This window comes from Deltaproteobacteria bacterium, from assembly GCA_020848745.1.
Classification (GTDB): domain Bacteria; phylum Desulfobacterota; class Binatia; order UTPRO1; family UTPRO1; genus UTPRO1.
Genome location: JADLHM010000013.1, coordinates 1 through 14,015, shown reverse-complemented (window position 1 = coordinate 14,015; position 14,015 = coordinate 1). Strand labels below are relative to the sequence as shown.

The following is a 14,015-nucleotide window of genomic DNA, read 5'->3' as shown; positions in this document are numbered from 1 at the left end:
GATGACGGATCAGGCGCCCGGCTCGTCCGCGACCGGCGCGGCGGCCGCCGGCTCGTCGGCGGGAGTCGCCGTCCGCTCGAGCGTCCGTCCGGGCGCTTCGCGGCCGGTGAGCCAGGCACTGTCCATCGGATAGACGACCGGGTCGAAGAACACGAAGTAGAAGTGCCAGACGAGGATCGCCAGCGTTGCGAGAACGGCCTCGTAGAAGTGGATGGTGGTCGCGACGTCCGTCACCCACTTGGGGAGATGCGCGAGGGACCACGTCGAGAACCAGAGCACGAATCCGGTTGCTGCCATGATGATCGTGCCCCAAACGACGGCGAGATACTCCACCTTCTCGACGTAGCCGATCTCCGGTGATCGCGGCATCGGCCTCCTGCCGAAGAACCAGGCGATCCGTTCACGCAGCTCTCGGAGATCGTGCAGCGTCGGCCGCATGCGGCGGATGGTGGTGCGAGCCCGCGGGTCGGCGACGAGGTGCGCCACGTGGAATGCAGCGCTGACGAGCAGCACGATCGCCGCGCCGCGGTGTAGCCACCCCCGGAACGCGAATCGGTGCTCCAGCGCGAGCAGCGGCGTCGCCCACCATGCCTCCGGATACGTGAGCGCGAAGCCCGTTGCCACGAGGATGAAGAAGCTGCCGAACAGCAGCGCATGCGCGATCCGGAAGCCGCGCGACATCCGCCGCCGTCGCGCGGCGACCGGAATCACCGGCCGCGGCGTCGGGAGCAGCGCCTTGCGGCGCAAGTCGAGTACGTTGTGGAGCACCATGCCGCCGATCGAGAGCCCAATGATCCAGAGGTATGCGAGGCGAACCCAGTGGACGACGGGATGGGTCGTGCCGGGATCGCTGCTCGTGACGTGCACGGGGCCGAGCGCGAATCTCGTTCCGGCCCCCTGGTGACAGGAGCCGCACGTCGCTGGCAGGTTGTCCGGGTGGACGTGCGAACGGGGATTCGTCGACTGCAGGATGTCGTGGACGCCGTGACACGAGGCGCAGTTGGCGACCGAGCGGTTGCCGGCGCGGCCCGCGAGTCCGTGGAAGCTGTCCTCGAAGGCCGTTACGGCCGTTGCTTTGAGGTTGAACTTCTCGGTCAACCGCACGTCGCCGTGGCACCGCCCGCACGTCATCTTGGGCACGCTGCTGGCGAATACCGGCGAGCCCCGGTCGCTGGGACCGAGGATCCGGTGCTCGCCGTGGCAGTCCGTGCACACCGGCGCTTCGCGGATGCCGACGGCGGCCGCTTGACCGTGTACGCTGGTCGCGAAGGCGGCGGCGATCTCGGCATGGCACGCGCCGCACGTGGTCGGCACGTTCTTCCGATTCGTCGGCGAGTCAGCGTCGCTGCTCCGACGGATCGCGTGGGTGCCATGGCAGGAGCTGCACGTGGCGGCGTCTTTTCCGGCGGCGACGGCGTTCGCGTGGACGCTCGCGTTGTAGGCCGCGATCGGCTGCACGAGCTTCACGCCGGCTTCGGCCGCGAGCCCCGGATCCGCGTGACACTTGCCGCACGTCTCGGGCAGGTGCTTGGGGTGTACCGGCGACGCCGGATCGGTCGCGGCCGCCATCGCGTGGATCTTTCCGTGGCACGAGCTGCACCGCGGGTGTTTCTTCGCCGGAATGGGTCCGTTGGTCTCGGTGTGGACGCTCGCGCGCACGCGATCGACGGACTTCGCGTGGCAATCGCGGCAGCGTGTGACCGCCTTCACCCCGGTATGCGGATCGCCGTCGGCGTCGGCGTGGCAATCGAGGCACGCTACGTGGGCGGCGCCGTGGACGGTCCGGAGCCACGTCGACTCGTCGACGACGAGATCGACGTCGTCGACTTCTTCAACGGTCTTGTGGCACGAGAGGCAATCCTGTTCTTCGGGCTCCGGCGCGGCCGCGTTCTCGTCGGCGGCTCGACCGCGCCCGGGATCCGGTGCGCTGTCGACGCTGCCGGGGAACGCGAGGACGGCCGCGAAGAGCCAGGCGATGACCACGGGGGCGAGCGACCCGGGAGTGCGGCGAACCGCGGCGGGCATGGTGACACAATCTTGCATCCGCCCGCGAGGCGTCAACCGTTGCACGTCCGCTTCGCGTCGGCAAAGGTCCGGCCCGGAAATCTGCTCCATCGCGAGGGCCGATCGCGATGGTGTTTCTCCAGCCTGGAGGTATAGAACGACGGCTATGTCGTCCTCTCGGCGATCGATGGCATGGGCCGCCCGAGTCGTGAGGGCGCTCGTGATGGTCGTGGTGTGGGCCTTCGCCGTGGCGGCGCACGCCGACACGAGCAACGGAGCGCGGTTCTTCCACCGCGACTGCGCCCGATGCCACGGCCTGCACGGCCGGGGCGACGGTCCCGATGCCGTCATCTTCCCGGAGCCGCCACGTGATTTGCGCAGCGGGTTTCTCGCGAAGTACTCCAATGCCGAGCTCGCGCGTCGTGTGCGGCGCGGGAGCTCGCTCGACCTCGCCCTCGACCCCGCGGCCCTGAAGGCGCGGGAGGGAGACGTCGAGGTCGTCGCAGCGCATCTCAGGCGTCTGCCGACGATCGACTGGGCGCTGGTCGAGCCCGGACACGACGTGTACGCCGACCGGTGCGCCTCGTGCCATGGGATCTACGGCAAGCCGCCGCTGCAGGCGGGCGGAAACGACAAGGTGGCCTCACACGACCTCTCGGATCCGGAGTTCCAGCGCGATCTGAGCGACGACCGGCTCCGAGCGCTCGTCGGCGAGCGGCATGCGCCGCCACTGAAGCTCACGACGAAGGACGCCGCGGCCGTCGGCGCGTACGTGAAGATCCTGTCGCGCGGATACGAGGTCTACGCGCGCTACTGCGTCAACTGCCACGGTGATGCCGGTCGCGGCGACGTCGTCGCGGTTCCGGGCCAGCCGCAGCCGACCGCCAGGTTCGACGCCGCGTACTTCGAGGCGCACGACCAGGCCTACGTCACCGATCGCGTCTGGCACATGCTGAAGGAAAAGAAGCCTCGCATGCCGCACCTGCGACACGAGGTCTCCGAGACGGCGGCGAACGCGATCGTCGACTTCCTGAAGCAGCGGCAGCATTGAGACCGCGACGGGCGGCGCTGTGCTGCCCGTCGCGCGTCTTCCCTCCCGCCACGCGGTCGTTTCGTGGCCCCCTGCTGATCAGGGGGCGTCGTGACGACCGAAAGCGCGGGGGTTACGCTGCCTTTCCCGCCTTGAGGGCCCGTACGTCGGCGGCGCGCAGGCATTTGCCGCCGATCGCCCAGTCGCCCTGGGCGACCTCGTTGATGCGGACCCAGGTGACCGGCCGGAGCGCTTCGCCCTCGACGGCGATCATGGCCTCCGTGACCTTCTCGATGAGCTCCTGCTTCTGGGTCGGGGTAAACACGTCTTCGATCAGATCGATGGTGACGAGCGGCATGGTGACTCTCCTTTCGTGTCGGGGCCGGTCGATCCGGCTCCGTGCTCGTCCTCGTACGGATTCCGCGTTCGCGATGCTGGGAGACCGCCTGGAGAATTCCGGGAGATTTCTAGGAGCCGTGGCGGTGATTCGCTATCGTGGCCGGCGATGAAGTACGTGTTCGCGGGCTTCGAGCTCGATGCCGCGGCCGGCGAGCTCCGCCGCGACGGCGAGGTGGTCGCCGTCGAGCCCCAGGTCTTCGGCCTTCTGCACCTCCTCGCCGACAATCGCGACCGGATGGTCTCGCGCGACGAGATCATCGAGAAGGTCTGGGACGGACGTGTCGTCTCCGATTCGGCGCTCGACAGCCGGGTGAAGTCGGCGCGGCGGGCGCTCGGCGACGACGGCAAGGCGCAGCGGCTCATTCGCACCGTGCACGGCCGCGGTTTTCGCCTCGTCGCCGAGGTGCGGGTCGTCGCCGCCGAGCTGCGCGACGTCGTCGCGGCCGACGCGGCGCGGCCGTCGATCGCGGTGCTGCCCTTCCGCGTGATCGGCGGCGACGAGCGGTCGGCGACCGTGGCGGATGCGCTTCCCGACGAGCTGATCGCCGAGCTTTCCCGCCTGCGCTGGCTCTTCGTGATCGCGCGCGGGTCGACCTTCCGCTTCCGGGGTGCGGTGGTCGATCCGCGCGAGGTCGGCCAGGCGCTCGGCGCGCGCTATTGCCTGTCGGGTGCGGTGGAGGTGGCGGGACGCTCGGTCGTCGTCACGGTGGAGCTGCTCGACGCGCGTGACGGCGGCGTCGTCTGGGCGGATCGCAGCGCGACGAGGCTGGAGGACGTCCACGAGACGCGGGCGTCGATCGCCGTCCGCGTCGTGACGGCGCTCGACCTGCAGATCCCCATGCACGAGGCGCAGGCGGCGCGCATCGCCGCGCCAGAGTCGCTCGATGCCTGGGCGGCCTATCACCTCGGCCTGCAGCACATGTTCCGCTTCCATCGCGCCGACAACGCGACCGCGGGCGAGCTCTTCGCGCGTGCCGCCGCCGCCGACCCGCGGTTCGCGCGGGCGCACGCCGGCCGCTCGTTCGTGCACTTCCAGAACGCCTTCCTCGGGTACACGGGGGACGCCGCCGCAGAGGCGCAGGCGGCGCGCGACGCGGCCGAGCGGAGCGTCGCGCTCGACCCGCTCGACCCGTTCGCGAACCTCACCATGGGGAGAAGCTTCTGGCTGGTCGGCGACCTCGACACGAGCCTCGCGTGGCTCGAGCGCGCGACGGCCCTCAGCCCGAGCTACGCCCAGGGGATCTACGCGCGAGCCTGGACGCATGCCCTCTCGGGTCGGGGTGCGGCGGGGCGGGCCGATGCGGACGCCGCGATGGCGCTGAGCCCGCTCGACCCGCTGTACTACGCGATGGCCGCGACGCGGGCGCTCGCGCACGTCGTTGCGGACGAGCACGCCGCCGCGGCCGACTGGGCCGAGCGCGCGGCGCGCTCGCCGGGCGCGCACGTGCTGATCGCCGTGGTCGCCGTCGCCGCGCACGCGCTCGCCGGGGACCGCGCGCGCGCGGCTGCGTGGGCGGCGAACGTGCGCGCGCGGAGGGACGCGTTCACCGCCGGCGATTTCTTCCGCTCTTTCCCGTTCGCCGACGACCGCGCCCGCACCCGGATCGCGAAGGCCCTCGCGGCCTGCGGGCTGTGACGCGATCGCGCGGCGCGCGGCCGGCCCGCGCGACTGGCGCGGGCGCCCGTCGCGACCCGTCAGGGCTCGCGGAGCACTCGCGCGACGATCGTCGCGAGCGCCGCGACGCGACGGCCGGCGCGTCCGTCGGTCCACGTCCGTCGCGGCGGGTCTTTCCCGGCGAGGTCGGCGGCCGCCTGCTCCGGACCCCGCGGGCTTCGCTCGAGCGCGCGTGCGGCCACGTCCCGGAGATTGATCGCCTCCGGGGCGGGAATACCCTCGGCCGCGAGGAGGTCGAGCGTGAAGCGGCCCCAGGACGCGAGCCGGTCGCCCGGGCGAAGGAAGCTCGCGAAGCGGTCGAGCGCGGCGCGCACGTGCTCGGCGTCGACGAAGCGGTGGGCCGGTAGCTCGAGATGGCCCGGTACCGAGGGTGCGAGCGGCCGGCGCGGCGCCAGCAGGGCTTCGTAGCGCTCGCCGGTGGCGTACCGCTCGGCGACGAGTTGCAGCAGCTCGGGATCGCCCGGGACGCGCGCCGCCATGGCGTGGGCGTTCGCCTCGCCGTGCACGAGGACCACGCGCCCTCGGTCCCTGGCGAGCATCGCGCGAACACGCTCCCGATCCGGCAGGCGCGGCCGGGGGGCGTGGAAGTAGGGGTTCGGCCGCGTAGTCTTGTAGCGCAGCTGCTGCTCGACCATCTGGTCGAAGGCCCGCAACAGCGGCACGAAGCGGTCCGGATCATTCTCCAGCCGGCCGAGCACCTGGACGACCGCTTCGACGGTGGCGAGACAGTGCGCGGCGGGCTCGCGGCGGATGCGGTACAGTCCGGGGCGCGGCGGGGTGAATGCGACGCGGGGCAGGCGCTGCAGGCGTCGACTCCGCGCGAGCATCTTCCGCGCCTGGATCCACGTACCGTCGAGGACGACCAGGGTCGTCGGTGGTCCGTCGGGGAGCGTCCAGGGCTCGACGGCATCCTCTCCGGGGAAGAGCAGCGCGGCGCCGCGGGGGTCGTCGGTGAGCGCCCGCACCCGGGGGTGGCGGTCGAGGTCGGCGCCGACGTGCAGCTCGGAGTTCATGAGGCCGAGGTTCGTCATGCGCGCGGTGCCGATCGGCATGCGGTACTCGCGGGGGTGCTGGAGGAACACGACGCGGGTCCGGCTCGTGATCGGGGTCAGGTGGGCGCAATAGCAATGCGAGGCCGGCCGGAGGCAGCGGTGGCAGGTCGGGCGGTACGCGAGCACGGGGCCTCATAGCAGCTGGCCCTGAGTTTCGCCCGCGGCGTCCGTTGCCGTAGCCCCGCGTCTTGGTCAGTATCGCGCCGCCAACCGTGCGGCGGGCCCGCCGCACGACGAAAGGAGGACCCCGTGTCGGCGACTCTCGCGATCGTGTTGCTCTGGATCGGGTTTGCAGCCTCCCACTTGGGCCTTTCGAGCGTGCGCGTCCGGGCGCGCCTGGTTTCCCGCATCGGCACGGGTCCGTTCCTCGGGCTCTACTCGATCGTGGCCTTCCTCTTCTTCGTGCCGCTCGTGTGGATCTACTTCACCAACAAGCACGCCGGGCCGCTGCTGTGGTCGATCCCGCTCGGACCGGTGCTGCGATGGCTGCTCTACGCCGCCATGCTGGTCGCCTATATCCTGATCGTGGCTGGCCTTTTCCGGCCGAGCCCGGCGGCGATCGTGCCCGGCGATCCGCGCCCGCGCGGCGCCCAACGGCTCACGCGCCACCCGCTCCTGATGGGGTTCGGCCTCTTCGGGCTCCTGCACATGGTCCCGAACGGGAACGCGGCCGACGTCGCCTTCTTCGGCGGGTTCCCCCTCTTTGTCTTGATCGGCTGCCGTCATCAGGACGAGCGGAAGCTCGCGACCGGTCCCGTGGAATTCGCGGCGTTCTACCGCGAAACGCCGTTTCTACCGTTCACCGGCTCGGCGACCTGGCAGGGCATTCGCGAGCTCGGACCCGCCGTCGTACTCGGTGCGCTCGGGACGACCTTCCTCCTGCGCTGGTTCCACGGGGCCTGGTTCGGCCCCTAGCAGGTTGCTGAAAAAGGGCCATCTGCCGCGTTGCTCGGTCGCTCACTTGTGTGGCGTAGCTCCGCTACGCCTCCGCGTTCGCTCCCTCGCGCCTTGCAGCTGACCCTTTTTGAGCAACCTGCGGGGGCTGCCAGGTGCGCGTTGTCGGACGCTCGCTTCGCTCGCGTCCATCAATCCCGCTGACACGTATCCGTATGGTTTGATTCAAATAGAGTCTCGAGGAGAAGAGCAATGAGCGGAGCGCAGCGACGCTCACACCTGGCGCGAGGGCAGCCCCCTGCTAGGTTCCCTAGGGATTCCCCGGGTCAGCGGCCCCGCCGGAGGCGAATGCTCTCGCGGCGGTCCTGCTTGGTCGGGCGCCCGAGCCGCTCGAAGCGTCCGGCAGCCGCCTCCCGCCGGCGCGCCAGGTGCTCGGTCCGAGCGCTCACGCTCGCCGGCGTCTCCTCGTAGAGGAGGGCGGCTTCGGGGGCCGGCCGGCGCTGCTCGGACAGGCCGCGGACGACGGCCGCCGTCACGAGCTCCCCGCGCTGGACCTCGATGGTGTCGCCGACGCGCACGGGTTTCGCGGGCTTGGTGCGCACGCCGTTCAGGTGGACGAGTCCGCCCGCGACCGCCTCGGAGGCGAGACCGCGAGTCTTGAAGAAGCGTGCGGCCCAGAGCCAGTGGTCCAGGCGCGTCTCGGCGAGAGTCGGCGCGGCTTTGCGCGTCGTGTTCTCAGGTGTCATGGCATGCGGACGCCGTAGAACGCGCAGGCACGTGGTCGAAGCTTGACTTGGTTCACGGTCGGGCGTACGAAATCCACGTACCTTTTAATCTGACCCTCCGAGGTCAGGAAAGGTCGGTCCGGTGATCCTCTCCACGTTCCGTTTTTACTCGTTCGAAAGCCCTCCCGGCTCCGGTCGGGAGGGCTTTTTCGTGTCGGCAACGGCGCTTCGGACGGCGGCCGAGTGACCGACGTGCCCGCGATCCTCCTCGATGGCACCGCCATCGGCCGCGCTGTCTCGCGCCTCGCGCACCAGATCCTCGAACGCGACCGCGCCGTCGAGCAGCTCGTCCTGGTCGGGGTGCGGTCGCGCGGCGTCCAGCTCGCGCATCGGATCGCGCGGAAGATCGAGGAGCTCGCGGGGCGCATCGTGCCGGTCGGCGCGATCGACATCACGCCCTACCGCGACGACGTCGAGGAGCCGCGCGATCGCATCGAGGGACCGGAGACCGACGTCGCGTTCTCGATCGACGACGCCGTCGTCGTCCTGGTGGACGACGTGCTCTCGACGGGCCGCACGGTACGGGTCGCCCTCGACGTGCTCGGCGGCCTCGGACGTCCGCACGCGATCCAGGTCGCCGTCCTCGTCGACCGCGGCAACCGCGAGGTCCCCATCCGGGCCGACTTCGTAGGCCAGAACGTTCCCGACACCGAGGCCCGCCGCGTGCACGTACGGGTCCGCGAGCTCGACGGCCGCGACGAGGTCGCGCTCGTATGAGGGCGCTCCCATGAGTCGACACGTTCTGGCGATCGCCGATCTCTCCGACGAGGAAATCGACAGCATCCTGCGCCGCACGGAGGAGATGGAGGCGGCGCTGGAGACGCGCGACGCCGGCCAGATCCCGAAGAGCGCCGCCGGTCGCATCATGGCGACGCTCTTCTACGAACCGAGCACGCGGACGCGCCTCTCGTTCGAGGCGGCGATGTGGCGGCTCGGCGGCGCGGTCATCGGCGCCTCCGACATGAAGAGCTCTTCGGCGTCGAAGGGCGAGACCCTGGCTGACACCGCCAAGGTCGTCTCCAGCTACGCCGACGTTCTGGTGCTGCGGCACTTCTGGGATGGGGCGGCGCGCGTCGCGGCCGAGCACGCCGACGTGCCGCTCATCAACGCGGGGGACGGCAGCCACGAGCACCCGACGCAAACGCTCTGCGATCTCTACACGTTGAAGCGCGCCAAGGGTACGCTTCGCGGCATCACGGTCGCGATCGGCGGCGACCTGAAGCGCGGCCGGACGGCCCATTCGCTCGTCCGCGCCCTCGCGCGCTTCAAGGCGAACATCGTCATCATTCCGGCCCGCGGGATGGAGTTTCCCGACTGGTTGCTGCAAAAGGTCGCGGAGGAGTACGGCTACCGGCCGACGGTCGCCCGACCGGGCGACTTGAAGGCGCTCGCGCGCGACGTAAACGCGCTCTATCTGGCGCCGGCCCGCCCGCACCAACTGACCTTGTTCACCGACACGGAATTCGATCTCGAGGAGCGCCTCGCGGAAGCCGAGCCGATCACGCTCGACGCGCTCTACATGACGCGTCCGCAGCGCGAGCGCCGCGACGACACGACCGACGACGGCGTCGAGTACCTGCGCATCGACACCGACACGTTCCAGGATCCGGCGATGCGGCATACGGTGCTGATGCACCCGCTGCCGCGGACGGGCGAGATCTCCTCGGCGCTCGATCGCGACCCGCGCGCGCTCTACTTCCGACAGGCCGCTTCGGGCGTGCCCGTGCGGATGGCGCTCGTCGAGATGGTTCTCGCGGAGCGGGTCGGCCGCGAGGTCGCGGTGCCGGCGGCGCGCGCCGAGCGTGGCGCGATGCGCATCGGGCCCCGCTGCGCCAACCCCAATTGCATTACGCGGCGCGAGCCGGTGCAGTCCGAGCGCCGTTTTCGCTTCCACCGCGAGCGCGTCGGACGCGCCCACCTCGTGTGCCTCTATTGCGACCACGAGACGCGCATCCAGGTGATCGGCAACCGTAAATCGAAGCACTTCCACGTCTACGAAGAGCCCATGTACGGCTACCTCGACGCGTGGCTCCGTGACGACGCGCTCGTGATCTTCGACACGGTGAAGCAGGCCGAGGAAGCCGCGTACAAGTCGTACAAGCTCGGTCCGCAGAAATCGATCATGACGGCGCAGGAGATCGAGCGCGCGATCGCCGAGCTCACCGATGCGATCCTGCGTGACACCCGCGAGCTCAAAGATCTGGTGATCGTCGGAGTTCGCATGGCGGGCGCCTTCCTCGCGCATCGCATCGTCGAGCGCATCCACGCGCTCCGCGGCGCCGCCGTCGACCTCGGCGTTCTCGATGTGCAGGGCGGCGGCGACGTGATCCCGCGCTGGCCCGGTACGCCGGCGACGGAGGGGTCGAACGTCACGATCGCGAATCGCCACGTCGTGATCGTCGACGACGTGATCAACAGCGGCTGGACGGCGAAGGACGCGCTCTCGTGCGTCTGGCGGGCCGGGCGGCCGCTCTCGGCGCGCCTCGCGGTGCTGATCGACCGCGGGCACCGCCAGCTGCCGATCAAGCCGACGTACGTCGGCAAGCACCTCCCGACCGCGCCCCACGAGCGGGTGCGGGTGCGGCTGCGCGAGCTCGATCGCGAGCACCGCGATCGCGTCGTCATCTACTCGTACGTCGACCCGAAGGCCGCGGCGTGATCGATCTGGTGATCCGCAACGGTCGCGTGCTGGACCCGGCGCGCGACGTCGATCGTATCGCGCACGTGCTCGTCGACGCGGGCCGCGTGGCGGACGTCGTCGCCCCCGGCGACGTTCCGCGGGCGCGCGCGTCGATCGATGCGGCCGGGCTCTGGGTGACTCCCGGCCTCGTCGACATGCACGTCCATCTCCGTGAGCCGGGCGGCGAGCACAAGGAGACGATCGCGACGGGGGTGACCGCGGCGGTCGCGGGAGGCTTCACGACCGTCGCGGCGATGGCCAACACGAGCCCCGTGAACGACGATCCCGAGATCACGCGCTGGATGATCGCGCGCGCCGCCGAAGCCGGGCTCGCGCGCGTGCTGCCGATCGCCGCGGTGACGAAGGGGCTCGCGGGCGAGACCTTGACCGACTTCGCGGCCCTCCGTGCCGCCGGCGCGGTCGCGTTCTCCGACGACGGCGTGCCGATCGCGCGGCCGGAGATCATGCGCGCCGCGCTCGCGGCGGGACGCCGCGTGGATGCCGCGGTGATCGCGCACGCGGAGGACCGCACCCTCGCGTGCGGCGGCGTGATGCATGCCGGACCCGTCGCGGAGCGCCTCGGCCTCCCGGGCATGACGTCCGCCGCCGAGAGCGAGATGGTGAAGCGCGACTGCGCGCTCGCCGCGGAAACCGGCGGCCATCTGCACGTCGCGCACCTCAGCACCGCGGCCGCGGTCGCGATCGTCCGCGCGGCGCGGGCGGCCGGGACGCGCGTCACGGCGGAGGCGACGCCGCACCACTTCACGCTCGACGCGGAGGCCGTCGCGGTGCACGGCGCGCTCGCGAAGATGAATCCGCCGCTCCGCGCCCACGAGGACGTGGCCGCCGTGCGCGCGGCCCTCGCCGACGGCACCCTCGACGTGATCGCGTCCGATCACGCGCCCCATCACGCCGACGAGAAGGCGCGCGGGATGGCCGAGGCTCCGTTCGGCATCGTCGGCCTCGAGACGACGCTCCCGCTCGTGCTCGAGCTGGTGTACGCGGGCGTGCTCACCGTGGCGATCGCGATCCGCGCCCTCACGATCGGTCCCGCGCGCGCGCTCGGCATCGACGCCGGGACGCTCGCGCCCGGCGCGGTCGCCGACGTGACGGTGATCGACCCGGAGGCGCGCTGGACGATTGACCCGACGGCCTTCCGCTCCCGGAGCCGCAACACGCCGTTCGCGGGCCGCGCCGTACGCGGACGCGCGGTCGCGGTCTGTCTCGCGGGGCGCGTCATCGACCATCATCTCGGGGGGAGGTTCGCGCGATGAGCAGCTCACTACCGTGCAGCGGGGACCGGGGCGATCGGCCCGCGCTGCTCGCGCTCGCGGACGGGACGGTGTTTCGCGGGCGCGCGTTCGGCGCCGGCGGTGAGGTCGGCGGTGAGGTCGTCTTCAACACCGCCATGACCGGCTACCAGGAGATCCTGACCGATCCGTCGTACCACGAGCAGCTGGTCGCGATGACGTATCCGGAGATCGGCAACGTCGGCGTGAACGGCGAGGACGTCGAGGCGATGAAGCCCTTCCTGAAGGGCTTCATCGTGAAGGAGTACTGGGAGCCCGCGAGCAACTGGCGCGCCGAGCAGAGCCTCGGCGACTACATGAGGGCGCACGGCATCGTCGGCATCGCCTGCATCGACACGCGCGCGCTCGTCCGCCATCTGCGGACGCACGGCGCGCAGGAAGCCATCATCTCCACCGTCGACCTCGACGCGGATCGTCTCGTCGCGCGCGCGAAGGAGCGGCCCGGGATGGTCGGCCGCGACCTCGTGCGCGAGGTCACCTGCGAGGCTGCCTACGACTGGCGCGAGCCGCTCTGGCAGCTCGAAGGAACGGGCGGCGCGCCGCGATCCGACGGGCCGCTCGTCGTCGCCTACGACTACGGCATCAAGTACAACATCCTGCGCAACCTCGTGAGCGCCGGCTGTCGCGTGCGCGTCGTGCCGGCGGCGACGTCGGCCGCCGACGTGCTGGCGCAGAAGCCGGACGGCGTCTTCCTCTCGAACGGTCCCGGCGACCCCGACGCGGTGCCGTACGCGCGCGAGAACGTCGCCGCGCTCGTCGGCAAGGTGCCGATCTTCGGCATCTGTCTCGGCCACCAGATCCTCGCGCTCGCGCTCGGTGGCCGCACCTACAAGCTCAAGTTCGGACACCACGGCGCCAACCACCCGGTGATGGACACGACCACCGGCAAGGTCGAGATCACGTCGCAGAACCACGGATTCGCGGTCGACGTCGACGCGCTCGCGGGGAAGGCGACGCTCACCCACCTCAACTTGAACGATCGCACCGTCGAGGGCCTCACGCACACCAGAGAGCCGCTCTTCTCCGTGCAATACCATCCGGAAGCCTCGCCCGGTCCGCACGATTCGGGCTATCTCTTCCGGCGCTTCGTGGATCTCATCGAGCGGACGAAGAAAGGCTGACGTGCCGAAACGAAGCGACCTCCAGACCATTCTCCTGATCGGCTCGGGCCCGATCGTCATCGGCCAGGCGTGCGAGTTCGACTACTCCGGCGTCCAGGCGTGCAAGGCGCTTCGCGAGGAGGGCTACCGCGTCGTGCTCGTGAACTCGAACCCGGCGACGATCATGACCGATCCGGAGTTCGCCGATCGCACCTACATCGAGCCGATGACCGCGGAGGTGTTGGAGCAGATCATCGCGATCGAGCGGCCGCAGGCGATCCTGCCGACGATCGGAGGGCAGACCGGGTTGAACCTCGCGATCGAGGTCGCGGAGGCCGGCGTCCTCGACAGGTACGGTGTCGAGCTGATCGGCGCGAAGCTGCCGGCGATCAAGAAGGCGGAGGACCGCAACCTCTTCAAGGCGGCGATGCAGAAGATCGGCCTCGACCTGCCGCGGAGCGGCTACGCCTGCAGCGTCGCCGAGGCGGAGGCGATTCGCGCCGAGATCCCGCTGCCCTTGATCATCCGGCCGTCGCGGACCCTCGGCGGCACGGGCGGCGGCGTCGCGGCGACGCCGGAGGAGTTCCGCGCCATCGTCGAGAGCGGCCTCGCCGCCTCGCCGACCCACGAGCTGCTGATCGAGGAATCGATCGCGGGCTGGAAGGAGTTCGAGCTCGAGGTGATGCGCGATGGCAAGGACAATGTCGTCATCGTCTGCTCGATCGAGAACTTCGACCCGATGGGCGTGCACACCGGCGACTCGATCACGGTGGCGCCGGCGCAGACGCTCACCGACAAGGAGTACCAGCTGATGCGGAACGCGGCGATCCGCATCATCCGCGAGATCGGCGTCGATACCGGCGGCTCCAACATCCAGTTCGGCGTTCACCCCGGGACCGGGCGCCTCGTCGTCATCGAGATGAACCCCCGCGTCTCGCGGAGCTCGGCACTCGCTTCCAAGGCCACCGGCTTCCCGATCGCGAAGATCGCCGCCAAGCTCGCGGTCGGCTACACGCTCGACGAGATCAAGAACGACATCACGCGCGAGACGCCGGCCTGCTTCGAGCCGACGATCGACTACGTCGT

Annotated in this window: 12 protein-coding genes; 8 read left to right on the top strand and 4 right to left on the bottom strand. The window is 70.5% G+C overall.

Going from position 1 to position 14,015, the window contains the following annotated elements:
- Positions 1 to 9 precede the first annotated feature (9 nt).
- Positions 10 to 2,025, bottom strand: a complete 2,016-nt coding sequence (locus IT293_01795; protein MCC6763370.1) for a cytochrome b/b6 domain-containing protein — start codon at positions 2,023 to 2,025, stop codon at positions 10 to 12.
- Positions 2,026 to 2,191: 166 nt separating this feature from the next.
- Here IT293_01795 and IT293_01790 point away from each other — a divergent pair, with 166 nt between their 5' ends.
- Positions 2,192 to 3,055: a c-type cytochrome gene (locus tag IT293_01790; GenBank protein MCC6763369.1), complete on the top strand. Its 864-nt coding sequence runs from the start codon at positions 2,192 to 2,194 to the stop codon at positions 3,053 to 3,055.
- A gap of 112 nt (positions 3,056 to 3,167) precedes the next feature.
- On the opposite strand, the gene IT293_01785 is transcribed toward IT293_01790, so the two are convergent.
- Positions 3,168 to 3,392 (bottom strand): tautomerase family protein, encoded by a 225-nt coding sequence (locus IT293_01785; protein ID MCC6763368.1) that lies wholly within the window; start codon positions 3,390 to 3,392, stop codon positions 3,168 to 3,170.
- A 147-nt stretch (positions 3,393 to 3,539) separates the two neighbouring features.
- Here IT293_01785 and IT293_01780 point away from each other — a divergent pair, with 147 nt between their 5' ends.
- Complete coding sequence (locus IT293_01780) at positions 3,540 to 5,069, top strand: winged helix-turn-helix domain-containing protein (protein MCC6763367.1); 1,530 nt, start codon at positions 3,540 to 3,542, stop codon at positions 5,067 to 5,069.
- Positions 5,070 to 5,128: 59 nt separating this feature from the next.
- Here IT293_01780 and IT293_01775 read toward each other — a convergent pair whose 3' ends face one another.
- Positions 5,129 to 6,286, bottom strand: coding sequence for a DTW domain-containing protein (locus tag IT293_01775; protein ID MCC6763366.1), 1,158 nt, complete (start codon positions 6,284 to 6,286; stop codon positions 5,129 to 5,131).
- Positions 6,287 to 6,409: 123 nt separating this feature from the next.
- Here IT293_01775 and IT293_01770 point away from each other — a divergent pair, with 123 nt between their 5' ends.
- The gene (locus tag IT293_01770; GenBank protein MCC6763365.1) at positions 6,410 to 7,075 is read left to right on the top strand and encodes a hypothetical protein; all 666 of its coding nucleotides are present in this window, start codon (positions 6,410 to 6,412) and stop codon (positions 7,073 to 7,075) included.
- A gap of 305 nt (positions 7,076 to 7,380) precedes the next feature.
- Here IT293_01770 and IT293_01765 read toward each other — a convergent pair whose 3' ends face one another.
- Positions 7,381 to 7,800 carry a hypothetical protein gene (locus IT293_01765; GenBank protein ID MCC6763364.1) on the bottom strand — a complete coding sequence of 140 codons (420 nt, stop codon included), beginning with the start codon at positions 7,798 to 7,800 and terminating at the stop codon, positions 7,381 to 7,383.
- 222 nt (positions 7,801 to 8,022) lie between these two features.
- On the opposite strand from IT293_01765, the gene pyrR reads away from it, so the two are divergent.
- The 5 genes from pyrR to carB form a co-directional block, all read left to right on the top strand.
- Positions 8,023 to 8,556: a bifunctional pyr operon transcriptional regulator/uracil phosphoribosyltransferase PyrR gene (gene pyrR / locus IT293_01760; GenBank protein MCC6763363.1), complete on the top strand. Its 534-nt coding sequence runs from the start codon at positions 8,023 to 8,025 to the stop codon at positions 8,554 to 8,556.
- 10 nt (positions 8,557 to 8,566) lie between these two features.
- On the top strand, positions 8,567 to 10,498 hold the full coding sequence (locus IT293_01755) for an aspartate carbamoyltransferase catalytic subunit (GenBank protein MCC6763362.1): 1,932 nt from the start codon (positions 8,567 to 8,569) through the stop codon (positions 10,496 to 10,498).
- Positions 10,498 to 11,793, top strand: coding sequence for a dihydroorotase (locus IT293_01750; protein MCC6763361.1), 1,296 nt, complete (start codon positions 10,498 to 10,500; stop codon positions 11,791 to 11,793). The genes IT293_01755 and IT293_01750 overlap by 1 nt, the downstream gene beginning before the upstream one ends.
- A complete protein-coding gene (gene carA, locus IT293_01745) occupies positions 11,790 to 12,950 on the top strand; it encodes a glutamine-hydrolyzing carbamoyl-phosphate synthase small subunit (protein MCC6763360.1) in 1,161 nt (386 codons plus the stop codon). Before IT293_01750 ends, carA begins: the two co-directional genes overlap by 4 nt.
- Before the next feature lies 1 nt (position 12,951).
- Positions 12,952 to 14,015, top strand: a 1,064-nt coding sequence (gene carB / locus IT293_01740; GenBank protein MCC6763359.1) for a carbamoyl-phosphate synthase large subunit, incomplete at its 3' end; no start/stop codon positions are given.

Coding starts and splice junctions, on each gene's coding strand:
- IT293_01795 (MCC6763370.1), bottom strand. CDS start 2,025: ATGCCCGCCGCGGTTCGCCGCACTCCCGGGTCGCTCGCCCCCGTGGTC.
- IT293_01790 (MCC6763369.1), top strand. CDS start 2,192: ATGGCATGGGCCGCCCGAGTCGTGAGGGCGCTCGTGATGGTCGTGGTG.
- IT293_01785 (MCC6763368.1), bottom strand. CDS start 3,392: ATGCCGCTCGTCACCATCGATCTGATCGAAGACGTGTTTACCCCGACC.
- IT293_01780 (MCC6763367.1), top strand. CDS start 3,540: ATGAAGTACGTGTTCGCGGGCTTCGAGCTCGATGCCGCGGCCGGCGAG.
- IT293_01765 (MCC6763364.1), bottom strand. CDS start 7,800: ATGACACCTGAGAACACGACGCGCAAAGCCGCGCCGACTCTCGCCGAG.
- IT293_01755 (MCC6763362.1), top strand. CDS start 8,567: ATGAGTCGACACGTTCTGGCGATCGCCGATCTCTCCGACGAGGAAATC.
- carA (MCC6763360.1), top strand. CDS start 11,790: ATGAGCAGCTCACTACCGTGCAGCGGGGACCGGGGCGATCGGCCCGCG.